The organism is Chryseobacterium sp. DZ-32 (genome assembly GCF_059587025.1).
This window is the reverse complement of record NZ_JCAIOM010000026.1, coordinates 32,905-58,377: the sequence shown is the minus strand read 5'-3', so window position 1 is coordinate 58,377 and position 25,473 is coordinate 32,905. Positions and strand designations below refer to the sequence as shown.

Here is a 25,473-nt window from a genome sequence, read left to right as displayed (position 1 = left end):
AAAGCAACGCTAAATTTTTCCTTTCTATACATAAAAAAATGCCCCTAAAAAGTGTCTAACTTTTTGGGGGCAGTCCAAAACGGGCAGGATTTATATTTTAAATTCAAGTCAAAAATTATTCCCACTCAATCGTTGCAGGCGGTTTGCTTGAAATATCGTAAGCTACTCTGTTGATTCCTCTTACTTCGTTGATGATTCTACTTGAAACGGTATCCAGGAACTCGTAAGGAAGTCTGCTCCATGTTGCGGTCATAAAGTCGATGGTATTGGCAGAACGAACTACAGCGGTGTATTCATATGTTCTTTCGTCACCCATTACTCCTACAGATTTTACAGGAAGAAGGACTACGAAAGCCTGAGATACTTTTTCGTAAAGGTCATTTTTATATAATTCTTCGATGAAGATATCATCAGCTTCCTGAAGGATTCTTACTTTCTCAGCATCCACAGCTCCCAATACTCTGATTCCTAATCCAGGACCAGGGAAAGGGTGTCTGTATACCAGGTGATGAGGAATACCCAATTCTTCTCCTACTTTTCTTACTTCGTCCTTGAAAAGTTCTCTTAATGGCTCTAATAATTCGAATTCCATATCTTCAGGAAGTCCTCCCACATTGTGGTGAGACTTGATTACTGCAGATGGTCCGTTGACAGACTGGCTTTCGATAACGTCAGGATAAATGGTTCCCTGAGCTAAGAACTTAGCACCTTCAATCTTGTGAGATTCTTCGTCAAATACGTGGATGAATTCGTTTCCGATGATTTTTCTCTTTGCTTCCGGATCGTCTACTCCGGCTAGTTTTGAAAGGAATCTTTCTTTAGCATCTACCATTTTAATGTTCATATGGAAATGCTCTCCATACTGATCCATTACTTTTTTCCCTTCATCCTTTCTCAATAATCCCGTATCTACGAAAATACAAGTTAACTGATCACCGATGGCTTTGTGGATCAAAACAGCAGCTACAGAAGAGTCTACTCCTCCGGAAAGACCAAGGATCACTTTGTTGTTACCTACTTTCTCGCGGATTTCCTCAACTGTTTTTTCAATATAGTTAGTCAGTTTCCAGTTTTTCTCTGAGTTACAGATGCTGAAAACGAAATTTTCAAGCATTTTCCCTCCTTCTTCTGTATGAGAAACTTCCGGGTGGAACTGAACGCAGAAGATTTTTTTATCTTCATTGGAGATAGAAGCAATTACGCCTGATTTTGCATTTAATTCAAAACCTGCAGGCAATTCTCCTACTTCATCAAAGTGGCTCATCCAAACGACAGAGTTCTGAGTTACCCCTTTTAATAAAGAGCTTTCTTTAACGATCTCTAAATTGGCTTTACCGTATTCTCCTTTCTCTCCTTTGTTTACTTTTCCTCCTAAAAGGTGTGCCGTCATCTGCATTCCGTAGCAGATTCCCAATACAGGAACTCCCTGCTCATATAATTCTTTTTCAACCAGGTGGGCATTTTCTGCATTTACAGAACTTGGTCCACCGGAAAGGATGATTCCTTTTGGCTGTTTTGCTAAAATATCTTGTAATGGTGTATTGTAAGGCAAGATTTCAGAGTACACGCCCATCTCACGGATTCTTCTTCCGATAAGCTGGTTGTACTGGGATCCGAAATCTAAAATAATAATACCGTTGTTCATTTTTGATAATTGATAAATGATGATTAAATTAAAAGCTTTAAGCTATAGGCTTCAGGCTATAAGCTTTCTATACTGCAATAAACATATTGCCTGTAGCCTAAAGCTTATCGCTTACTTAACTGTTTTACAAAAAAAGACTTGGAATGACTCCAAATCTTTTTTCGTGATTTTTATTAAAACTTTCCGATGTCTTCTCTGTAGAAGCCGTAATCGAAATGTACGTGCGCTGCATCTTCGTAAACTTTTTTGCGGGCATCTTCGTAGGTAGCTCCTGTAGCCACAATGTTCAGTACTCTACCGCCATTGGAAACCACTTTATCACCTTTCGTGACTGCTCCTGCATATAAAAGTTTACTATGTTTCAGTTTGTCTTCTCCTGTAATTTCGAAACCTATTTCGATATTTCTCGGATAACCTCCTGAACACATAACAAGGCAAACTGCTTTTTCGTCTTTAAACTTAAGCTCAATGTCTTTCCCTTCCATACAGTCCTGGATAATATCTAAAAGATTGTTTTCCATTAATGCCATCAACACCTGAGTTTCAGGATCTCCGAATCTCATGTTGTATTCAAGAAGGTAAGCTCCGTTTTTCGTTACCATCAATCCGAAGAAGATGATTCCTTTAAATCCGAAACCTTCAGCTTTAAGACCTTTAACAGTAGGTTCTAAGATGTTTTTCTCAAAATCTGCATAGTGCTCCTGAGTAAATTCCGGGCTTGGCGCTACCGAACCCATACCTCCTGTATTAGGCCCTGTATCTCCGTTTCCTGCTTTTTTATAGTCTTTTGCTGCTACACAAGGGAACAATTTTTCCCCGTTAGAGAAAGCAATGATAGACGCTTCAAAACCTTGTAAATATTCTTCAATAACTAAACGAATACCGGCATCACCATAGATTCTTCTGATCATGAAATCGTGGATTGTAGCTTCAGCTTCTTCAAGGTTGTCACAGATAACCACCCCTTTTCCGCCTGCTAAACCACTAGCTTTGATTACCAAAGGATACTGCTGTGTCTGCACATATTCTTTAGCATCATTGTATGAATCAAATACGACAGCCTTAGCTGTTTTGATATCATAGGTCTGCATAAATTTCTTAGAGAAAGCTTTACTTCCTTCCAGGCTCGCTACTTTCTGAGTAGGCCCGAAAACCTTAAGATCATGCTTTTTAAATTCGTCCTTGATACCCGCTACAAGAGGAGCTTCAGGACCTACGATCGTAAGATCAATTTTTTCTTTAATCGCGAAATCTCTAAGTTCTTTGATTTCTGATAAATGAACATTTTTCCCTATTACATCGGTAGTAGCATTCCCGTTGGCAAAAAACATTTTAGAAATTCTTGGGTCATTCTGAAGCTTTGCCGCTAAAGCAGATTCTCTACCGCCTTCACCTATGATTAATATTCTCATACTTTATTTATTATCTAGTCTTATTTTACAAATATATAATTTTGAATGCTAAAAATACAATCCCTAATTATTTTTTAATTCTATTTTAATTAGTGGAAAAAGTGTCTGACACCTGTAAACATCATCGGGATTTTGTGCTCGTTGGCAGCCTCAATACTATCCTGATCTTTTACACTTCCACCCGGCTGAATAATCGCCTTGATACCTTCCTGAGCGCAGAAATCTACCACATCGCGGAAAGGGAAAAATGCATCTGAAGCCAATACCAGATCTCCGGAGAATTTTTCTTTTGCTCTTTCGATAGCCTGCTGAGTTGCCCAGATTCTGTTTACCTGACCGCCTCCGATTCCGAATGCCTGAATTCCGTTGGAAACTACAATCGCATTTGACTTCACATATTTTACTACTCTCTGAGAGAAAAGTAATGCTTTTTTCTGTTCTTCTGTAGGCTGTACTTCCGTTACCACTTTGATATCATCTGAGAAGTGAAGGTCATTATCCTGAACAAGGATACCTCCGTCTACTTTCACCCAGGTCTGTTTGTCTGAAACAGGGTTTACGATTTTGATGATTCTCAGGTTTTTCTTTTTTCTTAAAATTTCTAGGGCTTCTTCATCAAATTCAGGAGCCATTACAATTTCAAGGAAAGTTTTATTTAATTCTTCAGCTGTAGCTGCATCAATTGTATAGTTCATTGCAACAATTCCGCCAAAGATGGAAACCGGATCACATTCGAAAGTTTTCTGATACGTTTCCAAAGCTGAAGTTCCGATCGCAACGCCACAAGGGGTAGAGTGTTTTACGGCACAACAAGCCATTTCTTCTTTGAACTCCGTTACCACTTTCCAGCAAAGGTCCATATCACGAAGATTGTTGAAAGAAAGTTCTTTACCTCCAAGCTGTTCGAAATCTTTCATTGCTCCGTTTTCGAAAGTAGAAACGTAGTAAGCTGCTGTCTGGTGAGGATTCTCTCCATATCTTAGATCTGCTACTTTTTTATAAGAAGCATTCAGGTAAGTAGGATATTCTTCATCTAAAAGCATTCTGGAAATAGCCGCATCATACGCAGAGGTAAGGTTGAATACTTTTCCTGCAAGTTTTTTACGGGTTTCGATGTATGTATCACCGTTTTGCTCCATTTCAATTTTCACTGCTGCATAGTCTTCCACATCAGTGATTACCGTTACAGAATCAAAGTTTTTCGCTGCAGAACGAAGCATTGAAGGACCTCCGATATCGATAAACTCTACTTTCTCATGTAAAGAAATGTCTTTGTTTACATTTTCAAAGAAAGGATAAAGATTTACGATCACCATGTCAATCAGACCAATTCCGTGTTCCTGAACGGTTTTCATGTGCTCTTCATTGTTACGAACAGCCAGCAATCCACCGTGAACTTTCGGGTGTAAAGTTTTCACTCTTCCATCCAACATTTCAGGGAAATTGGTAACCTCATCAATCTGAATAGGATTTAAACCAGCGTCTTTCAAATGTTTGAACGTTCCTCCTGTAGAGATCAACTCATAATTCTGAGCTTCCAAAAACTGCGCGAATTCAATTAATCCACTTTTGTCAGAAACACTGATTAAAACTCTCTTTTTACTCATTTTACTTTCAATTTTTTACTTTTTACAGCTATTTCAAACTGTGTCCGGGTCTTTCACCTCCGAACTTACTTATTTTACTTAGATTTCTTTTTATTAATGTAACAATGTATCAGTCCAGCAATGTAACAATACCTTCAACATTGGTAAATTGGTACACTGGTACATTGTTATATTTATTCATTTCCCAGGACCTTATTGATCGCAATCGGAAATATTTCATATTCAATCTGGTGAACTTTCTGAGCCAGGGTTTCAGGAGTATCCTCAGCGGTTACTTCGAAAGACTTCTGAAGAATAGCTTCTCCTTCATCAATCCCTGGTGTCACAAAATGTACAGTTGCCCCACTCTCTACTTCTTTGGCTTCAATAACTGCATTGTGAACGTTCATTCCCCACATTCCTTTTCCTCCGAATTTCGGAAGCAAAGCCGGGTGAATATTGATTATTTTACCATTCCAGTTTTCACAGAATTCAGATTTTAAGATGGATAAAAATCCTGCCAATACAATCAGATCTGTATTTTCAGGGATTACTTTGGCCAATTCGCTGCTGAAGTTCTTTCCTCTCGGAATGAGTATGTTTTCTATATTGTGATTCTTTGCTCTTTCCAGTCCGAAACATTCTCTGTCTGCTACCACCAGAGTTACTTTTGCATTCTGGATTTCTCCTGAGTCAATAGTATTAATGATTCTCTGCAGGTTGGTTCCTGAACCGGATACGAGTACAACAATGTTCTTCATTATTCAGATGTTAGATGTCAGATTAAAGATTACAGACTTACGTCTGATATCTAAGATCTGAAATCTGATGTCATTTAAAATTTCAAATTGATTTTCTCTGCTCCTTCAGTGATTTCACCGATTTCGTAAGCGTCATCTAAAAGGTGTAATACTTTTTCAGCATGTTCAGCATCTACAACGATTACCATTCCTACACCCATGTTGAATGTTCCGTGCATTTCTTCACGTGCCACTCCACCTCTTTTTTCAAGTTCAAGCATCACACTAGGAATTCTGATTTTTGATTCGTCGATAGAAGCACAAAGTCCTTCAGGAATAATTCTTGGAACGTTTTCGTAAAGACCACCTCCTGTGATGTGGGCAATTCCTTCTACTCTTACTTCTTCCAATACTTTGTGAATATCTTTGTAGTATAGTCTTGTAGGAACTAAAAGCGTCTCGTATAATGGTTTTCCTTCAAACTCTTCTTCAAAGTCCGGGAATACTTTTCTTACTAAAGAGAATCCGTTTGAGTGGAATCCTGAGCTTGGCAACGCAATAATTTTGTTTCCTGCTTTGATCTTAGAACCGTCAATAATCTGGTCTTTTTCTACGATTCCTACACAGAATCCTGCAACATCATAATCTCCGGGCTGGTACATTCCAGGCATTTCAGCAGTTTCACCACCAATCAATGCACAGTTGTTATCCTTACAAGCGGCAACCATTCCTAAAACGATTTCTGCAGCGATTTCTGAATCAAGCTTTCCACAAGCCAGATAATCCAGGAAGAATAAAGGTTTAGCACCGTGGCAAAGAATATCGTTGGCACACATTGCGAAGCAATCTACCCCGATAGAATCATATTTTTTTGTATCTAAAGCTACTTTCAGCTTTGTTCCTACTCCATCTGTTCCTGATACAAGAACCGGATTTTTGTATCCTCCGATTTCATAGAAAGCACCAAAACTTCCCAAGTGGTTCAGTACATTGGAATTGTGGGTTTCACCGACCGCTTTTTTGATCTTGTCAACCGTTTTGTATCCTTCTTCTTTGTCTACTCCTGCTGATTTGTAAGTGTTGCTCATGTCTAATAATTTATAATAATCTAACAATGTAATAATCTAATTAGTGTAACAATAAATTGAATTGTTAGATTGATACATTGATCAATTGGTACATTATATATTTACTTTTATACTCGATTTTAGAAAACAAAAAAGCCGACAATCTTTTCAGATTATCGGCCGTTATTTTATCTCAGAATTTCAGAGCCCACAACTTTCCCTTTATGAGAAAAACATTGTTTATAGGAGGTCTGAATTTTCATCTCTTTTCTTTTTGCAAAAATAGTAATTTTAAATGAATATTCAAATTCTATTTTTCAAGGATTGTTTCAATGGCTGCAATCTTCTTAATTTTTTCTTTTAACTCACTGTCTTTCTCTTCATTAGAAATTTTCTGAGCGGCTTTATCAAAGTTATCATTAAAGAAAGGAAGTGAAAATGTTTCCACCACATTTCCTCCGTGGAAAGGGAAACGCTTTGATGCTGCTTCCAAAACACCTGCTCCACCTCTACCGCCCGGAGATGTAGACATCAATAGCATTGGTACTTCGTTCCAGACAGTTCTGTCTTTGATTCTGGATACCCAGTCGAACACATTTTTGAATGCTGTAGAATACGTTCCGTTGTGCTCTCCCAAAGAAACCAGTAATACATCAGCACCGTCAATTTTTGCTGCGAAATCATGAGCTTCCTGTGGAACACCGCCCGCTAATTCTCTTTCGTGTTTATAGATTGGCATTTCGAAAGGATTTAAATCGATCACTTCTACGTCTGCATTTTCAAATAAAGTTGATGCATAGGATACCAACTGTTTGTTCATTGAAACTTCTGAATTACTTCCTGCTATTGCTAAAATTTTCATAGGTGAGGTTTATTTTTAAGATTACAAATTTAGTTTTTTATTTAAGATAAGACGGCAGTTCCATTGGTACTTCCATTAATAATACTTCGGTGTCTTCTACGGCTTCGATATTAAAACTCTGTGTATCCCAGATTCCTAATCCGTCTCTTTCGTTCAGAACGCGGTCTCCGATTTTTGCGCTTCCTTTTAAAACAAACGCATAGACTCCGTTTCCTTTTTTGTTGAGCATATAATTTTTGCCGTTTCCTTTTTTAAAGTTGGCCAAGTTGAACCATGCATCCTGATGAATCCAAACTCCGTCATCATTTTTATTGGGAGATAAGATCTGTTGGAATCCATTGATTTTTTCTCCTTCTTTGATACTTTTCTGATCGTATCTCGGTTCAACATTCTGTTCTTTTGGGAACACCCAGATCTGAAGGAATTTTACTTCTTCATCTTTATTTTTATTGTATTCGCTGTGCATAACACCGGTTCCGGCACTCATCACCTGAATTTCTCCTTTTCTGATCACCGCTGTGGTTCCCATGGAGTCTTTATGTTCCAGATCTCCTTCCAGAGGAATGGATATAATTTCCATATCTCTGTGCGGGTGTGTTCCGAAGCCCATTCCCTGCGAAACGGTGTCATCGTTCAATACTCTTAAAACGCCGAAGTTGGTTCTATCTCTGTTTTGATAGTTGGCAAAACTGAATGTATGGTAAGAATTTAACCATCCGTGGTTGGCATGGCCTCTTGAATCTGCTTTATGATATACTGTTTTCATTTTCTGTGATTATTTATGGTACAAATGTACGGGATGTGGGTGTTTAAAAAGTTGATGTAGGTTAAGAAAGGAAATTGGAGAAGTAAAAAGGGTGAAAAAGTGAAAATATAGGCTAGGTTGGATTACGCAAAGACGCGATTTTTTGCATTTGATATGTTTTTAGGGCGCAAGGATTTTATCTGGGATAAAATTTTATACTGGATATTTTTTCTTCCAATGATTAAACAAGTGCAAGCATCTGTGATATCTGTGAAAATCTGCGGGAGATTATTGCAATCTTAAGATCAAAAAATAATAAGCATACGAAGGATAGGTTTTAAGTTTTGGCTCTAAAGCCAATTGATGGATGTTTAAAAAGAAAGCGGGCTAAAGCCCGCTTCTATTGAATTTCATTATAGTATTAAATCTAAATTAAAGTTTTCAATGCAACTTCTAATTTCTAACTTCTAATTTCTAGCTTCTAACTTCTAATTTCTAGTTAAAAATGTACCTGCTTGATTTCTTCTTCAATTTCCTTAGCGGTTTCATCTTCAGATTTCACAAAAATCATGGTCACTACAGCTCCAATCAGCATGCAAACGCCTCCTACCACAACATAATCCATCGCCTGTTTTCCGAAAATCCCGCTTACGATGGGACCTCCGAACAAACCATTGATGATCTGAGGAATCACAATAAAGAAATTGAATATTCCCATATAAACGCCCATTTTCCGTTGTGGAATCACCTCAATAAGCATTGCATAAGGCATTGCTAAAATACTTGCCCAGGCAAAGCCTAATCCGATCATTGAGATCCATAAATTGTTGACATCTTTAATGAAATACATGGAAACCAATCCCAAACCTCCACATAATAAAGCTAAAGCATGAGTCTGCTTTTTACCAATCTTTTTTGCTATTGGAGTCAGCAGAAATGCGAACGGAATCGCCCAGAGATTGTACATTCCGAAGAGCTTTCCGGTAAGGTCACCTGCATCATTGAATGCCTTGGAATGGGTATCTTCCGGGGAAAGTCCGAAATGATGAGTGGCCAGAGCACTGGTGGTAAATACCCACATGGTAAACAATGCGAACCATGAGAAAAACTGAACAATTCCCAGCTTTTTCATCTGCAAAGGAATTGCTGCAAAATCTTTGAAAATATCTGAAAACTTAGAATTATGTTGGTCTGCGTCTTTTCCATCTTCAAAATCAGCAAATTCCTGTGGAGAATATTCTCTGGTTGTCATGATCGTGTATAGAATTGATATGATAAGCAATCCCGCGCCAATATAAAAAGAGTAAATAACATTATCTGCTACAAATCCTGCCGGTGCTTCATTGGAAATCCCCATTTTTGTTAACCAGTCCGGAAGATAAGAGCCTAATACCGCTCCGATTCCAATCAGAATTGTTTGTACAGAAAATCCTATCGTACCCTGATGTTTCGGGAGCATATCTCCTACCAAAGCCCGGAAAGGTTCCATGGCAATATTCACTGAAGCATCCATCATGGCTAAAAATATTACCGCTAACAAAAGTGCATTGGCGGCAAACATCTGAGTAACGGATGCTGCATTTGGAAGGAGAACCAATCCTATCGCACACAAAACAGCGCCAATAAGGAAATAAGGCTTTCTCCTTCCCAACGGACTCCATGTATTATCACCCATATGGCCGATAATAGGTTGAACAATGAGTCCTGTAATAGGAGCCACCAGCCAGAACCAGGATAATTCGTGAACATCTGCTCCTAAATTCCCCAGAATACGGCTCGCATTTCCATTCTGTAATCCGAATGCCATCTGAATTCCCAGGAATCCCATGCTCATATTGATAATCTGGAGCATGGATAAGTCTGGCTTTTTCCTTTTTCCTACCTTCCCAGTATCGTATTTCCCCATCATTATTGCCATTACGACTTCAGTTTTTGAATTAATGCATCTTCGATAGGGGCCTTCTCAATAACCACTTTATCAACAACCTCATTAGGCACTGTCACAGAAAGAACATATTGTTTTACCTTCCAGCTTCCGTTGATTTTCTCTACCACTCCTGAGCCTCTGCAGATCTTCATCTGTGTATCCAGCAATTCGTCAAACCAGGCCAGTTTTCCGTCTTTGCTGAAGTAAATATTTCTTTTAAGGGCTTTAAAATTCCAGGTTTTCTTTTTGTCAAAATAAGGTTTTGCCCATACCATAAATGCTTTTTTGTCCCAGATTTCAGTAGCGTCTGTACCGATAAAGGTAGATTCATCTGCAAACAGATTAAAATAGGCATCATAATCTGCTTTTGCCGCCATTGCATTGAAGGTATCAAGCATGGTAGTGATTTCCGATTTTTCTTTTTCAAATCCGGTCTTCGACTGTGCTGTAAGTAAAGAAACCCCCAGTAAAAAAAGGATTAATGTATAAGCAGTCGTTAGTTTTTTCATAGGTAATTATTATTTTTCTAGTTCAATGATGAATGGCGTTTTTGCCGGAATATTCATGCTCTTTTGCAATGAAATTTCTTTGTCTGAAATAATTTCTTTTCCTTTTGTAAATCCATTCAGCGATTCTGCAAACCGTTTCAGATCTAACGTCTGATCTTTTTCATTATTGTTGACCACCACCATTACCGTTTCTTTTTCATTATATCTGAAATAAACAAAAACACCATCCTGAGGAACGAAATTTTTAGTTTTTCCATGATGTATCACGTCTTTGCCTTTTCTCCAGTTCAATAACTTCTGAGTAAACCGGAAAAATTCTTTCTGCTCCGCAGTTTGAGCGGATGGATTGAAAGCGTTTTGTGTGTCAGATTTCCAGCCACCAGGAAAGTCTCTGCGGATATCTGCGTCACCACCGGTCTTTTTATCTCCTCTCATTCCTATTTCAGATCCGTAATAAATCTGCGGAATTCCTCTTACTGTCGAGATCAGAGTGAGCGCCATTTTATAGGCATCTGGATTTGCATTAAAGATTTCGTTCCATCTTTCGGTATCATGATTTTCAAAGAAAACAAGGGTATTATTGATATCCGGATAAAGGAAATCGCTGGTAAAAGAATCGTAAATACGAATCATTCCTTTATCCCAGCTTTCTTTTTCTTTGAGTGCTTTAGGCATATTTTCAAACAGCATAAAATCCATCACAGAAGGTAAATTTGAATTGTACCCTTCTATTTCTCCTATCTTCGAATTTTTCTGCCATGCTGCAATTTGAGCTGCTGTATACAGCCATGTTTCCCCTACGATATTGAATTTCGGATATTCATCGGTGATCGCTTTGGCCCATTTTGCCATGGCATCTTTATCATTGTAGGGATAAGTATCTACACGAAATCCTCCCAGTTCTGCATATTCTATCCACCAGATTGCATTTTGAATCAGATACTTCAGAACCAATGGATTTTTTTGGTTGATATCAGGCATGGTCGTATCAAACCATCCGTCCAGTGCATATTTTTTATCAATATCTGAAGCATTGGTATCAAACTGTGTTGTCGTTTTATAATTGGAACGTTTAAACCCTTTCTCTCCTTCATCAAACCAATGAATCCAGTCTTTTGAAGGAAGGTCTTTGATCATCCAGTGTGATCCGCCCCAGTGGTTGGTTACATAATCCATCACCAGCTTCATATTTCGCTTATTCAACTCCTGGGATAATGTTTTATAGTCTTCATTGGTGCCGTAGCGGCCATCTATTTTATAGAGATCAGTCTGGGCATAGCCGTGGTAGGAATACACTTTTTCGTTATCCTCATTCACAGGAGTAAGCCAGACCGCTGTAGCCCCCAGATTCTGAATATAATCAAGGTTGTTGATAATTCCACGAAGATCTCCACCATGCCTGCCGTTGGGAAGACTACGATCTGCTTTTTCGGTAAGTTCCGGTTTTGAATCATTCTTTTCATCCCCGTTGGCAAATCGGTCCGGCATGATCAGATACATAAAGTCTTTTGAAGTAAAAGACTCGCGGCTCGCAGATCCGGGATTTCTTTGCTTTAATTCATAAGTGTATGAACCAAGATTCTTTTTACCTTTTTTAATATTGATAGCAAACTTCGGAACGTTTATTTCGTTGGTATTGACTGTAATAAAAACATAGTTAGGATTATCTACTTTCCTGATGTCTTTGATCTGTATGCCATCAGAAAGCGTAATCTCGTTATTAGCCACTTCTTTTCCGTATACAAGAATCTGAAGTTCAGGATTTTTCATTCCCTTCCACCAGAAAGCCGGCTCTACTCTTTCCAGATTTTTCTGGGAAAAAGCAAAAGAAGCTATCGAAAGCGTGAATGCTGCATATATTGTCTTCATATTAGTGTTCAATTTAGCATTAAATTTTTATATATACATCGAAAAATATAAGAGAAAGTCTATTTTTTATCTCTTTTTACAACAACGATAAGATTACGTATCTTCATATAGACTTCATCATGAATAATTGGATTTGGACAAAATGGGAAAATCAGCCAGACAGCGGACAAATACTAAAAAAATACCCCGGAACATTAAAAAATCAATGAACCGGGGCACCTTAGTGTATCTTACAATTATTTTACTGGTTTAATAGAAATTGCGAAACCGCCGCTTCTTGCCATTTTAAAATTAATTTTTGATTTTCCTGTAATCTCTTTCTTGTAGATGTTATAGCTTTGAGGATTATCGATATAATCGGCATCTTTTCCATCTTCATAGATGGTTGCCTCATATTTCTTTCCTTTATCCAGGAATGAGAAATCTACTGTATATTCACGTTTGTTTTCATCGGTAATACCTCCTACAAACCAGTTTTCAGTTCCTTTTGCTTTTCTTGCTGTCACCACATAATCACCAGGTTCTGCGGATAAGATTTTTGTATCATCCCAATCTGCTGCCACATCCTTGATAAACTGGAACGCATCCATATGCTTTTTGTAGTTTTCAGGTAGGTCTGCAGCCATCTGAAGCGGCATATACATCGTTACATAAAGCGCCAACTGTTTTACCAGCGTAGTTTTTACGAAACGGTTATCTCCAGGGAAATAATAGTCAAGTTTCGTCTGGAAAATTCCCGGCGTGTAATCCATCGAACCTCCCATCCATCTTGTAAACGGAAGAACCGTCTGATGATCCGGCTTATTTCCTCCGAAAGCTTCATATTCCGTTCCACGTGCTGCTTCTGCAGAAATATAGTTTGGATAAGTACGGCTTTCTCCTGTAGGACGTACGGATTCGTGAGAATTCACCATGATTTTATAGTCATTTGCTTTTTCTGCAATTCTATAATAATGGTTAATGGTCCATTGAGAGTAATGATGTTCTCCTCTAGGAATGATATCTCCTACATATCCTGTTTTCACGGCATCATATCCATACTTATTCATGGTTTGGAAAGCTTTATCCGCCCATCTTTCATAGTTCGTGGCAGAACCAGAAGTTTCATGGTGCATGATCAGCTTGATTCCTTTTGAATGCGCGTATTCATTCAACATTTTAATATCAAAATCCGGGTAAGGAGTGATGAAATCGAAAACAAACTCTTTTGAATGTCCGAACCAGTCTTCCCAACCGATGTTCCATCCTTCGATCAGTAATCCCTGGAATCCGTTTTCTGCCGCAAAGTCAATGTACTCCTTAACTTTTGTATTGTTGGCTGCATGCTTTCCGTTTGGAGTAAGCTTAGCAAAATCTGTTTTACCCAAATGCACATTTTCAGCAGTAGAATAAGCCCATTGTGATTTTCCGATAATCATTTCCCACCAGACTCCCATGTATTTTGTAGGGTGAATGTAAGATGTATCGGTGTACTTCGTAGGCTCATTCAGGTTGAAGATCATTTTAGAATCCATTACCTGTTCTGCTTTCGGAGCTACAATAATCGTTCTCCAAGGCGTTACTGACGGAGTCTGAATATATCCTTTCGCTCCCTGTCTGTCGGCAGTCAAATGCGTTTTGAATTTATAATTCTGTGCATCTACCTCAAGATGTGAAGCCGGATAATCCAATACGGCTGCTTCTGCAACATTGATATACAATGGTTCTTTTCCTTCTTTTTTAAGCATTAAAGGAGACTGAACTGCATTTTTCACCAATGACTGGGAAGCGTTGGCATCATATGCTTTATCCCATTTTGAAGGAATCTCGGATACTTTAGTTTCCTGATACTGATACTCCTGAGAGTCGTAATCGGCAACCATCCACCATGCCTTCATATCGGTAGGGAAATCGATTTCAGAGTCTTCTTCTCTGATCACAAAGTAATTAAGGTTTTTCTGCTGTGGGAATTCATATCTGAAACCCAATCCATCATTGAATAATCTGAACTTTACCACAATACTCCTGTCTGTAGAAGCCTGGTTCAGGGTAACTGCCAGCTCGTTGTAATGATTGATATAATTTTTCTTTTCTCCTAAAACCGGCTGCCAGGTTTCATTTTTAGAGTCTCTTTTTTCATCTGTTTTTGCAAAACCGTTGTTCAGATCGTATTTTGCATCTTCTGGTTTGGCAATCTCAGAAGCGAATTTTATGGCTGTGTCTTTAAATAATCTCAATCCCAATTTAGAATCTTCCACCACTACTGCCCCATTGTATTTCAGGTTATAGTAAGGTACTCCTTCTTTCAGCTGAAAGTTCATTTCGAACTTTCCGTCCGGAGACTTTAAAGATTGGGCTTTCACACCTGTAAACATCATTGAGAGCAAAAGCGCTCCAACTGTAATTTTCTTCATAATGACTATTTATTAACTTAAAAAATAAAGTGCTGCGGTAAAGCAGCACTTTGCTTTATTTGAGTTGAGTTTGATTTACAATTTAGTAACGGTTAATTTGTAATATGCTGAATTGTGTAAATCCAGTTCAATTTTATAATTTCCTGCCTGAGAAACTTTATATCCAGGATCTCCTGTAACAGTTCCCTCTGAGCTTAAATAGGCTTGAACACCTGTTCCTGAAACCAAAGTCTGCTCTGCATCTTTTGGCTGGAACTTTATTGCCCAGTCATCATTGGCTCTGAATTTAAATACTCCTGTATTGGATAAAGCAATTGAATTGATAACATAGGTTTTGGTTGCAGGATTATAAACAAAATCCGTATCTGATCCCCATCCCGTAGGCGTTGCATCACCAATAACTCCGAAGTTGGCTAAAACTGAAGAGTAGGTATTGGCAGCCCAGTCTACTTTTAAATAATAAGTTCCTGCTGTAACAGCTTTTATGTTAACCTCTCCTGTTTCCACTAATTTCCCTGTAAAAGTACCATCATCTCCTTTATCTCCTGTATAACTTTGATTGATTGTAAACTTATACTCACTGTTAGGATTCGTAACATAAATAAAGCCTCTGTATTTATCATTCTTCTCAGGCGAAAACAAATTTGGTGAGTTCGCTGGATCCCAATCTGCATATCCTGCTGCTCCGGCATATCCTCCCGGAACATTTATTTTTGGATAGATAAGATCTGGATTTGGCTTATACCCGGTCATATTCACAGTAACTACATTAGAATAAAAGAAAGTAGTACTGTTGAGTGCAGTTCTCATTCTCACTTCAATAGGCTTAGCGGTATCAGGCGCAACATTCAGCTGCGCAAGGATGTTATTAAGCTGTAAATGAGTAAGTGAGAAAGTTTTCTGATCTGAAGGCAGATCCTGAAGTACATTTGTTGCGAAACCTGTTCCAGCTACTGCAAACTGTAGAGAATTGTTAAAACCTACACTTGGAGTAAAAGTTGGATTTTCCCAGGTAACAGTCAGCGCATTTTGTCCCGCTTTAGTTTCATCAAGTACTACAGAAGTTTTATCTGAAGTTATTTTAGCCTGTGAAGTATTATTCAACTCTATTTTATCATCCTCTTTAGAGCATGAGATAAGGTATAAACCTACCAGAGCCACTAATAAAACATTGAATATTTTTTTCATTTTTTAGTTTTTTAAATTAATAACCTGGATTTTGAGTTAAATTAGGGTTTGCCTGAAGGGCTGTTGTGGGTATTGGAAACACTTTGTAGTTATCTGAAATAGATGTACCATTTTTAACACCTCCTTTCCAAGGCCATAAATAAGAAGATCCGGTAAACATTCCATATCTGATAAGATCCTGTCTTCTTACACCTTCCAAATTCAGCTCACGTGCTCTTTCATCCAGAACAGACTGTAATGTAATTGAGCCTAATGCAGATGCTCCTGCTCTGGCTCTCACCTGATTTACATATGTTAAAGCCTGGGCTGTATTAGCTGAAGCGGCTCCTCTAAGGGCACATTCTGCATAAATAAGGTAGGCATCACTTAATCTGAATAAAGGGAAATCTGTTGATGAGAAAGCTGTGGCTCCACCTGTTCCATCAGAATTTTTATTCCAGAATTTATCTGAAGGGAAACCGTTATTCCAGGTTTTGTAATCATCCATTTCCCACTGATGTCCCTGAGTCCAGAATAATCTCGCTCTAACATCATTACTATTCTTAAGATCAGTAGCATTATTACCAAATAAGCCATACCACGCTTTTGTAGCTCTGTGTCCGGCCCATCCGTCAGTTGCTCCAAAATTTGCTAAAACCATTGTTTCTGTACTCAAGCTTCCGTTAACAAGGTAGGTTGTATTTCCATAACTTTGGCTGGAAACCGCATCTGCAATTAATGGGAAAATTATCTCTTTTGAGGTATTATTATCTGCCGAGAAATTTTTTCTAAAATTAGATTCCAATTGATATCCGCCTTCATTAATGACTTTAGTAATATAAGTGCCTGCATCATTATATCTTGCTGTTCCCGTATAAACTTCAGCATTCAAATATAGCTTTGCCAACAACATTCTCACTACTGATTTATTGGCTCTTCCGTAAGAATTAGAAAGAGGAAGCTGGGCTTCAATAGCCAATAATTCACTTTCTACATAATTGAACAAGTCCTTTCTTGAAGCTTCCGGTAATGGTGTACTTGAGTTAAAGTTATCATCTGTAACCAAAGGTCCTTTTCCAAATAAATCTATCAGATAATAATAAGAAAGCGCTCTAAGGAATCTAAGTTCATTAATAACCTGGTCTTTATTGGCATAATTTATATTGCCTTTTTTCATGATCAGGATAAGGTTGGTAGATTGTGGAATGGTATAATAAATTCTATCGTATACGTATTTAAAAAATTTATTATTACTGGTCCAGTTTGTGGTAGTGGTAAGTTGATCCAAGCCATTATCTCCCCATCTGTTTTTCATTGCATCAGCAGTAAAGTCATTCAAATTTACAATACCTCTGATAAAAGGTGATTCTCCCGCATTAGCTCCTTCTATATCAGATTTATCCGGACCTTCCACACTGGAAAGTGCGAAACTTGCATATAATCTTGAAAGTAATCCTTCAACTGCTTTGGGGTCTTGCTGTAATAGATTTTCCAGGGTCAAATCATATTTTGGTTCCGTATCCAGATCATTCAGACAAGATGTAGTAACAAAAGCCAACATAGAGGCTATTGCAATGAATTTTATTTTAAATTTAATGTTTTTCATTTCTCTAATTTTAAATTTTAGAAATTAAAATTGAAACCAAGTGTATATATTCTTGGTCTTGGATAAAAATTGTTATCAATAGCATTAAAATTTTCAGGATCTTGTCCTTTATATTTTGTGATAACAAACGCATTACTTACAGAACCGTATATTCTAACATTCGTGCTACCAAACATATTTTTAACAAGATATCCAATTGTAGCATTGTCTAATCTTAAGAATGAGGCATCTTCCAAAAAGAAATCAGAAAAATAGGTATTGTCTGTCAAATTCATAAACGGTGAATTTGCTGTATAATTCAGAACATTATTCAAAGCAACATCGTTTTGCGGAACCGCGTATGATTTAAAGCCTTGTGCAAGTTTTCTTGAGTTAAATACCTTACCTCCTATCTGTCCTCTGAAATTAGCACTCAAGTCCCAGTTCTTGTAATTCAGGGTAGTACTGAATCCGTAAGTCCAGTTCGGTCTTAAAGCCGTATAATATCTGTCATCGTTATTGATTTTACCATCACCGTTTCTATCAACATATACATCTGGTAAAGGATTTCCTGCACTGTCATATACCTGCTGGAATACCCAAGCGGAATAAGGTTGATACCCCTCCACATGATATGCCAGCTGTGTTCCTGTACCTACAGGAAGACCTCCATCCTGCGCAAGAAGAACCGATTCCAGTTTCGTTACCTTTCCTTTATTATAAGATATATTTCCAGAAATACTCCAGCTCAGGTCTTCTCTTTTTATAGGAGTAAACGTTAAGTTGGCTTCAAATCCTCTGTTATTCATTTCTCCTACATTATCAACAAAGCTGTTAGTTAACCCCTGTCCTGGTGGTATAGATCTTCTTGCCAGAAGATTTGTAGTTTTTCTGTCGTATACATCAAAGCTACCTGTTAGCATCCCATTTTTCAGGATTGTGAAATCTAAACCTCCGTTGATTGTTGTGGTTGTTTCCCATGTAAGATTTTCATTAAAAGGAAGTGCACTATAAGTTCCTATTGCAGGAAAGTATTGGGAGTTTGTGCTTCCAATCTGGAACAACGGTCTTGATGGATAGAACCCTACAATACCGGTAATATCCTGTTGTCCTGTTTTCCCCCATCCCAATCTAAGCTTAAGCTCTCTAACTGAAGAAACATCCTTCAGGAAGTTCTCTTCATTCACTTTCCATGCAAAACCTACTGCCGGAAAGTACCCCCATCGGGAATCTTTTTTGAACAGTGAAGATGCATCTGCTCTGAATGTAACAGTAAATAGGTATTTATTTAAAAGATCAATATTAGATCTGGCAATAAATGATTGCAGATTTAATTCATTTAAATATTTATCTTCCGGATTCAGGAATGGTAATACAATCGGAACTCTTAAACCTGTGCTTGGATCCCCGTCATCATATTTATAACGGTCTTTATCGCCTTCATTTCTAAAATTCTGATATGAATATCCACCCTGGATCAGGAAATTAGAGATAAATCCTGAAAGCTTTTTGTTATAGACCAAATAAGCATCCATCGTTTTATTGGAAATATTTTGTATTTCACGATAATCAATACCTGGATTAAAAACGTAAGGTGCTGAGCCATCTGTAGGCAATCTGTAAGTTTGTATTGCGTTATTACCAAATATTGTTTTAAGATCAGATTTTGATGATTCCAATCCTAAATTCAATACAGCCCTAAGATCCGGTAAAAAATGCATTTTATAATCAAACTCAACATTTCCTAGAAATTTATTAACCCTTTGAGGCGCAGAACGCTGCAATAAAGCTGCTACAGGATTATCCTGTCCAATCTTTTTGTAAGGGTTATTATTATTATCAATATTCTGATAATATCCTCCGAAGTCAACTCCATATGGAAGATTATTGGAATAAATCGGTAAAGTAGGATTAATATTAATAGCACCACCAATGGCTGCACCTGCGTCAATAGCATTTAAGTCGGAAATAATCCCTTTTGCGTTAATATCAACTTTTAAATGGTTATCAAAGAAAGTAGGTGTTATTTTTAAAGACCCTGAAAACCTTTCATAATCACTGGTCTTTACAACTCCCTCTGTTCTATTATATCCCAATGATAATCTGATTGGAAGTTTTTTGAATAAGTTTCCTGAAATACTTAAGTTATTATCACTGGAAACAGATGTTCTATAGATCGCTCTTTGCCAGTCGGTATCATATATTTGCCCCGGAATTGTAGGATTGTCCGGACTTCCACCTACTCCCAATCTGTAGTTGTACTGAGGATAGTATGTATTGATGTAGTTTACAAAGTCTGAAGACTTCATTACGTCCATATACTTTGTTACTTCACCTACCGATACATTGGTACTTAAGTTAATTTTCAGCTTCCCACCTCCCTTTTTAGTTGTAATAATTATTACACCGTTTGAGGCACGGGAACCATAAATAGCGGTAGCTGAAGCATCTTTCAAAATCGAGAAAGATTCAATATCATTCGGGTTTACCAGATTCAAAGGGTTTCCAACACCAGCAGGATTACTGGAATCAAGAGGAACTCCGTCAATTACAATCAATGGATTATTCTGGGCATTCAGGGAAGCTCCACCTCTGATCCTGATGTTTGGTTTTGAATCCGGAGAACCTCCATCGTTAGTAATTCTTACACCGGGAGCTTTACCGTTGATTAGCTGATCTGCAGATACGATAGCTCCTTTATTAAAATCTTTCTCAGAGACAGCAGTGATAGATCCTGTCAGGTCCGATTTCTTTTTAGCCCCATATCCAATTAATACAACCTCGTCAATCTTCTTCTCCTGAGGAAGAGAATCTTTTTTCTGCGCGTGCATTACTGTACTGGCCAGTAAAAAAGCGGGCGCGATTTTTAATACTGTTGTAAAATTCTTCACAATCTTATTTTTTTATAGTTTCGTTTTTTTAGTCATGTTCAGGCCTCAAGCCAGACTCGCAATTTAAAAAAAAATTAGAATTATTATAAATTTAATATAATTTTAGTTAAAATTATGTATATTACGAAACCGATTTTAGTTAGTTTTTTAGGATACAATATTTTACAACGTCTTATGCATTACATAACATTTGTTTTAATTTAAGAAAATGTTAAACAATTGTTTAACTTAATTTGGTGTTCGGCCCTTAAAATTTGTATTCTGCAGCATAATAACACCACCAATAGCGGTATTCAACAGATATTCCTTATCTTTGCAGTCAAAACTTTACTATAAATGTCAAACAGAAAGATGATTACGGCAGCTTTGCCTTACGCAAACGGGCCGGTTCATATAGGACATTTGGCAGGTGTTTATATTCCTGCGGATGTTTACGCAAGATTTCAGAGAAGATTAGGAAAAGATGTAGCGTTTATCTGTGGTTCAGATGAGCATGGGATTCCTATCACCATAAGAGCTAAAAAAGAAGGAGTAACTCCTCAGGATATCGTGGACAAATATCACGAAATCATCAAAAAGTCTTTTTCTGATCTGGGAATTTCATTTGATGAATATTCCCGAACAACATCTAAGAAGCATTATGAAACCAGCCAGGATTTCTTCAAGGTTTTATACGAGAAAGGAAAATTCACGGAAGAAGTTTCTGAGCAGTATTTTGATGAGCAGGCAGGAGAATTCCTTGCTGACCGTTATATTGTAGGAACTTGCCCTAATTGTGGTAACGAAAACGCTTACGGAGACCAGTGTGAGAAATGTGGCTCTACCCTTTCTCCTTCTGAGCTGATCAATCCGAAATCAATGCTTAGCGGAAATGTTCCTATCCTTAAAGAAACAAAAAACTGGTATCTTCCATTAAATGAATACGAAGACTTTTTAAATGAGTGGATCATTGAAGGTCATAAAGACGATTGGAAGCCTAACGTATACGGACAGGTTAAATCTTGGTTAAATGACGGTCTTAAGCCTCGTGCCATGACCAGAGACCTGAACTGGGGAGTTCCGGTTCCTCTTCCGAATGCTGAAGGAAAAGTATTATATGTATGGTTTGATGCTCCTATCGGGTATATCTCTTTCACCAAAGAATGGGCAGAGAAAAACGGAAAAGACTGGAAAGACTACTGGCAGAGTCCAGAAAGTGATCTGGTACATTTTATCGGAAAGGATAATATTGTATTCCACTGTATTATTTTCCCTTCGATGATGAAAGCACACGGAGATTATATCATGCCGGCTAATGTTCCTGCTTTTGAATTCCTGAACCTTGAGAACGATAAGATCTCAACATCAAGAAACTGGGCAGTTTGGGCTCATGAATATGTGGAAGACTTCCCCGGACAGCAGGATGTTTTAAGATATGCGCTTCTTTCATCTGCTCCGGAAACAAAGGATAATAACTTTACATGGAAGGATTTCCAGACTAAGAATAATTCTGAGTTAGCTAATATTTTTGGCAACTTCATTAATCGTGTTGCAGTATTAATTAACAAAAACTTTGAAGGAAAAGTTCCTGAAGGAGATGTAAATGCACCAGAATTAGAAGAAATCAGCAAAAGAGCTGTAGAAATCAGAAACTCTCTTGAAAATTATGAATTCAGAAATGCATTAACAGCATTTATGAATCTTGCAAGATTTGGAAATCAATACTTGCAGAATGAAGAGCCTTGGAAAACGGTTAAAAATGACATTGAGAAAACCAAAAATACATTATTTATTGGAGCTCAAATTTCAGTTGCACTAGCAAATTTAGCTGAACCATTTTTACCTTTTACAGCACAAAAATTATATGAAATTTTTAATGTAGAACAAAAAACATGGTCTGAAGTTGAGAATTCAAAAGTATTAATTGAAGCTGGCCATTCAATAATGGCTAATGCTCCAATTTTATTCTCTCAAATTTCGGACGATGTCATCGAGGCTCAGATCCAAAAACTGGAAAACACAAAACAAAACAATAAAAAAACAAACCCTAACGCAAACCCTATGAAAGAGGAGATCACGTTTGATGACTTTACTAAAATAGACCTTAGAACAGCAACCATTTTAGAAGCTGAAAAAGTAGAAAAAGCAGACAAATTATTAAAGCTTACTGTAGATACAGGGGTAGATGTAAGAACTGTTGTTTCCGGAATTGCAGAAAGTTTCACTCCTGAGGAATTAATCGGGAAGCAGGTAATGATCCTTCTGAACCTTGCCCCAAGAAAAATCAGAGGAATTGAATCTCAGGGAATGTTATTATTAACAACAAAACCAGACGGAAAATTATCTTTCGTTACACCGGACGACAGCAATGTTGAAAACGGTATTGAAATCGGATAATGACCATCTTTATAAGATCACAGGCTGTTTCTCTGGAAGCAGCCTTTCTTTTATCTACAGCTTATGGTTAACAAAAATGTTTTAAGAAAGCTTTCCAATCTGGAATTAGAAGGATATTTAAAAGAAGGCAACCGCTTTGTTCCGGAGGCTGTTCAGGCAGCTTTGGAAATTCTGGAAGAAAGAGGATGGGTTTTCAGCGAGCAGGAAAAAACGGCTGTTCAGCAGTTGATTCAACGTAAAAAAGAAGAAGAGAAAGCAAAACATGCAGAAGAAGTAGAGGTCTGGAAAGATTATATTACAGAAGATCCGGATGCTATCAGGCTTTATTCACGAATGACTATTTTTGTCAGCAGTATTCTTTTCAGTACAATTCCCGGAGCTATTCTACTCGCGTTTAATTTAATCAAACTCAAAAAATACTTTCCTGCGTTTCTTACGGTGGTATTTGGCTTCCTTTTTTTAATATTTCAGAAGTACGTTCTGGTTTCTCATTTTAATTTTGGTACAACTTCCCGATACAGTCCCGAAATTGGGGTCATTGCAGCAGGAGCTTTGGGTTTACTTGTCATCAGCGTTTTAGTAACTCCTCAAAAACTCCCTTACCGTGCAAAATCCTATGTATTTCCGGTAATTTTATGTGCAGTAACTGTTGTTATGATGTATTTCTATTTCCCAGAATGGTTTTCTTTTTATCCGCTGGCAACGGTTATCAATATATTCAGACAATAATTAAGAAGCTGATTCCCGCTATCCACTTTTACTCCTCGCTCCCGGCCGTCACCCTGAGCGTAGTCGAAGGGCCTGTTCTTTGCTGCGGGGTAACCGTTTCTATCGGGGCTAGGATAAGTACAAAAAAAGTCATCCCGGTGTACAGAATGACAATGTATGAATTCGTGAGATTGCTTCGCTTTCAGCTCGCAATGACTTGTTATAAATTATTTTTTGGTCAGCTTTGCCAGGTAAGAATCTTCATCTTTCAACACTCTTTCTATTTTGAAGCCATTATTTGTGGCAGCATTTTTCAAGGTATTGAAGTCCAGATACAACCAGGTGATCGGTTCTTCAGATTCGCCTTTATAATGAACCACATAATCCAGCTCGCCATAATATCCGCCTGCAGGAATGTATACTCCGCCATCTTTATCACGATCAAACATATACAGGATATCCGTACTGTCAATTAAAACCTGTCCGCCATCATTCAATAAAGTATGCAGTTTCTGAAGATAGGTATCTATTTTTGCCAGGCTTTCAAAAACTCCGGTACCATTCATCAATAGTAAAATCGTATCAAAAGTCTCTCCTGAAAAGTCAAGCATATTCTCACAAACTGCTTTTTTAATGCCTCTCAGCTTGCAAACTTCAACAGATTTGGGTGAAATATCCAATGCGGTAACCTCAAGATTTCTTTCATTCTGAAGGTATAAAGAATGAGAACCTGCACCCGCCCCGATATCCAGAACTTTTCCGTTGGATAAATGCAGTGCTTTCTGCTCAATATCATTCATTTCTTCAAAATCTCTGAATAAATAATCCACCGGAAGTTCATCCAGCTCAGAAATTGACGTTTCAGTCTGCAGATCCTCCGGATTTTCATTGTGGTAATAATCCCAGATCGCTCTGCCCATTAAATCTTTCATAGTGCAAAGATAGTAGTTCAATGTTCAAAATTCAAAGTTTTTGATGGAATGTTGCGGGTTTCGAGGTGCGGGTCACGAGTTTCGAGGTACAAGATTCGGTGTTCCTGTAACCTTAAACCTTAAACCTTGAACCATGAACTTTAAACTCTCAAACTCCCCCTAAATCTACTCCATCGATTCCTTCTCCTTATGTCTGTCAGCCTGAGATTCGTTTTCTGCTACACCTGCCTTCCAGTAAGAATAGGCGTACAATTCCTGTGAAGTCCAGTTTTTCTCTTTTCTTAGATAAGTTCGGATTTCTTTTACACTTGAAAACTCACAGGCAACGTAACCGAATTTTGAAGTTTCAGGGATCTCAATACTTTTTACCGCATGGGTAATTTCACTGCTGATCTGAGGCTGCGCATTGTGCAGCCACTTAAAATCAATCTGTGCTTTAGTTTCAAGCAGCTGTTCGTCTTCTTTTCCATGAACTTCAATAATACAGGTTCCTTTTGCTGTTTCGGGAAGTGTTTCCAGAATAGCGCTGATCACCGGAATGGCCGTAGCATCACCGGCCAGCAGGTACCAATCTGCTGCAGGGTACAGCTCTTTACCTTCCATGCGCATCATCACTCCCAGTTTGGAGCCTGCTTCAGCTTCTCTTACCCATCTGGAAGCAGGTCCGCCGTCTCCATGATCTACAAAATCGATGATCAGCTCATTTTTTTCCAGATCAATTCCTCTGTGGGTATAGGTTCTGATGGAAGGAGCCACATCTTTTGGCGGATACACCCACTGATGGTTTTCATCCAGCGTCGGAAAATGAATCTCATTGAGACCAGCCGGAGGAACTGCAATTTTATTATTATCACCCACCACCGTATTTTTGAATACCTGAACTTCCGGCGAGTAGAGATACACTCTGATAAAATGGTCAGTAATGTATTCTTTTCTGGTGACTTCGGCAACGATCTGCCCTGTTGAAATTTTAGCCATAACTGATTTTTTAAATTAAAATCCGGTTTCCGATCAAACTCAGAAACCGGATTTGAAATACAATATGTTTTCAGATCAGGG

18 protein-coding genes are annotated in these 25,473 nt (G+C 37.9%); 2 read left to right on the top strand and 16 right to left on the bottom strand.

The features are described 5' to 3' along the window. Window positions 1-115: 115 nt before the first annotated feature. The 14 genes from guaA to AC59HC_RS21435 all read right to left on the bottom strand — a co-directional run bounded on the left by guaA (window position 116) and on the right by AC59HC_RS21435 (window position 20,398). Window positions 116-1,645 carry a glutamine-hydrolyzing GMP synthase gene (gene guaA / locus AC59HC_RS21500; RefSeq protein ID WP_131433019.1) on the bottom strand — a complete coding sequence of 510 codons (1,530 nt, stop codon included), beginning with the start codon at window positions 1,643-1,645 and terminating at the stop codon, window positions 116-118. 173 nt (window positions 1,646-1,818) lie between these two features. Further along, window positions 1,819-3,057, bottom strand: a complete 1,239-nt coding sequence (gene purD, locus AC59HC_RS21495) for a phosphoribosylamine--glycine ligase (protein ID WP_482399427.1) — start codon at window positions 3,055-3,057, stop codon at window positions 1,819-1,821. Window positions 3,058-3,146: 89 nt separating this feature from the next. Continuing rightward, complete coding sequence (purH, locus tag AC59HC_RS21490; RefSeq protein WP_202843950.1) at window positions 3,147-4,664, bottom strand: bifunctional phosphoribosylaminoimidazolecarboxamide formyltransferase/IMP cyclohydrolase; 1,518 nt, start codon at window positions 4,662-4,664, stop codon at window positions 3,147-3,149. Between the two features lie 173 nt (window positions 4,665-4,837). Beyond that, window positions 4,838-5,404, bottom strand: coding sequence for a phosphoribosylglycinamide formyltransferase (gene purN / locus AC59HC_RS21485; protein ID WP_496559325.1), 567 nt, complete (start codon window positions 5,402-5,404; stop codon window positions 4,838-4,840). A 74-nt stretch (window positions 5,405-5,478) separates the two neighbouring features. Continuing rightward, the gene (gene purM / locus AC59HC_RS21480) at window positions 5,479-6,471 is read right to left on the bottom strand and encodes a phosphoribosylformylglycinamidine cyclo-ligase (RefSeq protein WP_062670814.1); all 993 of its coding nucleotides are present in this window, start codon (window positions 6,469-6,471) and stop codon (window positions 5,479-5,481) included. A 289-nt stretch (window positions 6,472-6,760) separates the two neighbouring features. Next, window positions 6,761-7,312: an NADPH-dependent FMN reductase gene (locus AC59HC_RS21475; protein ID WP_496559324.1), complete on the bottom strand. Its 552-nt coding sequence runs from the start codon at window positions 7,310-7,312 to the stop codon at window positions 6,761-6,763. Window positions 7,313-7,349: 37 nt separating this feature from the next. After that, window positions 7,350-8,078, bottom strand: a complete 729-nt coding sequence (locus AC59HC_RS21470; protein ID WP_034696330.1) for a pirin family protein — start codon at window positions 8,076-8,078, stop codon at window positions 7,350-7,352. Between the two features lie 478 nt (window positions 8,079-8,556). Continuing rightward, window positions 8,557-9,975 (bottom strand): MFS transporter, encoded by a 1,419-nt coding sequence (locus AC59HC_RS21465; protein WP_395973058.1) that lies wholly within the window; start codon window positions 9,973-9,975, stop codon window positions 8,557-8,559. Continuing rightward, entirely contained in the window at window positions 9,975-10,493 is a 519-nt protein-coding gene (locus AC59HC_RS21460; protein ID WP_202843956.1) for a nuclear transport factor 2 family protein, read from the bottom strand. The genes AC59HC_RS21465 and AC59HC_RS21460 overlap by 1 nt, the downstream gene beginning before the upstream one ends. A gap of 9 nt (window positions 10,494-10,502) precedes the next feature. After that, on the bottom strand, window positions 10,503-12,362 hold the full coding sequence (locus AC59HC_RS21455) for a glycoside hydrolase family 13 protein (RefSeq protein WP_343639848.1): 1,860 nt from the start codon (window positions 12,360-12,362) through the stop codon (window positions 10,503-10,505). A 236-nt stretch (window positions 12,363-12,598) separates the two neighbouring features. Next, on the bottom strand, window positions 12,599-14,755 hold the full coding sequence (locus AC59HC_RS21450; RefSeq protein ID WP_110009357.1) for a glycoside hydrolase family 97 protein: 2,157 nt from the start codon (window positions 14,753-14,755) through the stop codon (window positions 12,599-12,601). 75 nt (window positions 14,756-14,830) lie between these two features. Then, window positions 14,831-15,943, bottom strand: coding sequence for a SusE domain-containing protein (locus AC59HC_RS21445; RefSeq protein ID WP_496559323.1), 1,113 nt, complete (start codon window positions 15,941-15,943; stop codon window positions 14,831-14,833). A gap of 16 nt (window positions 15,944-15,959) precedes the next feature. Next, complete coding sequence (locus AC59HC_RS21440) at window positions 15,960-17,528, bottom strand: RagB/SusD family nutrient uptake outer membrane protein (protein WP_496559322.1); 1,569 nt, start codon at window positions 17,526-17,528, stop codon at window positions 15,960-15,962. A gap of 17 nt (window positions 17,529-17,545) precedes the next feature. After that, entirely contained in the window at window positions 17,546-20,398 is a 2,853-nt protein-coding gene (locus AC59HC_RS21435; protein WP_496559321.1) for a SusC/RagA family TonB-linked outer membrane protein, read from the bottom strand. 336 nt (window positions 20,399-20,734) lie between these two features. Between AC59HC_RS21435 and metG the strand changes: the two genes are divergently transcribed. Both metG and AC59HC_RS21425 read left to right on the top strand, forming a co-directional pair. Then, the gene (metG, locus tag AC59HC_RS21430; protein WP_429815560.1) at window positions 20,735-22,774 is read left to right on the top strand and encodes a methionine--tRNA ligase; all 2,040 of its coding nucleotides are present in this window, start codon (window positions 20,735-20,737) and stop codon (window positions 22,772-22,774) included. Between the two features lie 63 nt (window positions 22,775-22,837). Continuing rightward, window positions 22,838-23,503: a hypothetical protein gene (locus AC59HC_RS21425; RefSeq protein WP_202843975.1), complete on the top strand. Its 666-nt coding sequence runs from the start codon at window positions 22,838-22,840 to the stop codon at window positions 23,501-23,503. A gap of 206 nt (window positions 23,504-23,709) precedes the next feature. Here AC59HC_RS21425 and AC59HC_RS21420 read toward each other — a convergent pair whose 3' ends face one another. Further along, the gene (locus AC59HC_RS21420; protein WP_496559320.1) at window positions 23,710-24,414 is read right to left on the bottom strand and encodes a class I SAM-dependent methyltransferase; all 705 of its coding nucleotides are present in this window, start codon (window positions 24,412-24,414) and stop codon (window positions 23,710-23,712) included. A gap of 165 nt (window positions 24,415-24,579) precedes the next feature. Continuing rightward, window positions 24,580-25,392, bottom strand: a complete 813-nt coding sequence (locus AC59HC_RS21415) for a siderophore-interacting protein (RefSeq protein WP_496559319.1) — start codon at window positions 25,390-25,392, stop codon at window positions 24,580-24,582. Between the last annotated feature and the right edge of the window lie 81 nt (window positions 25,393-25,473).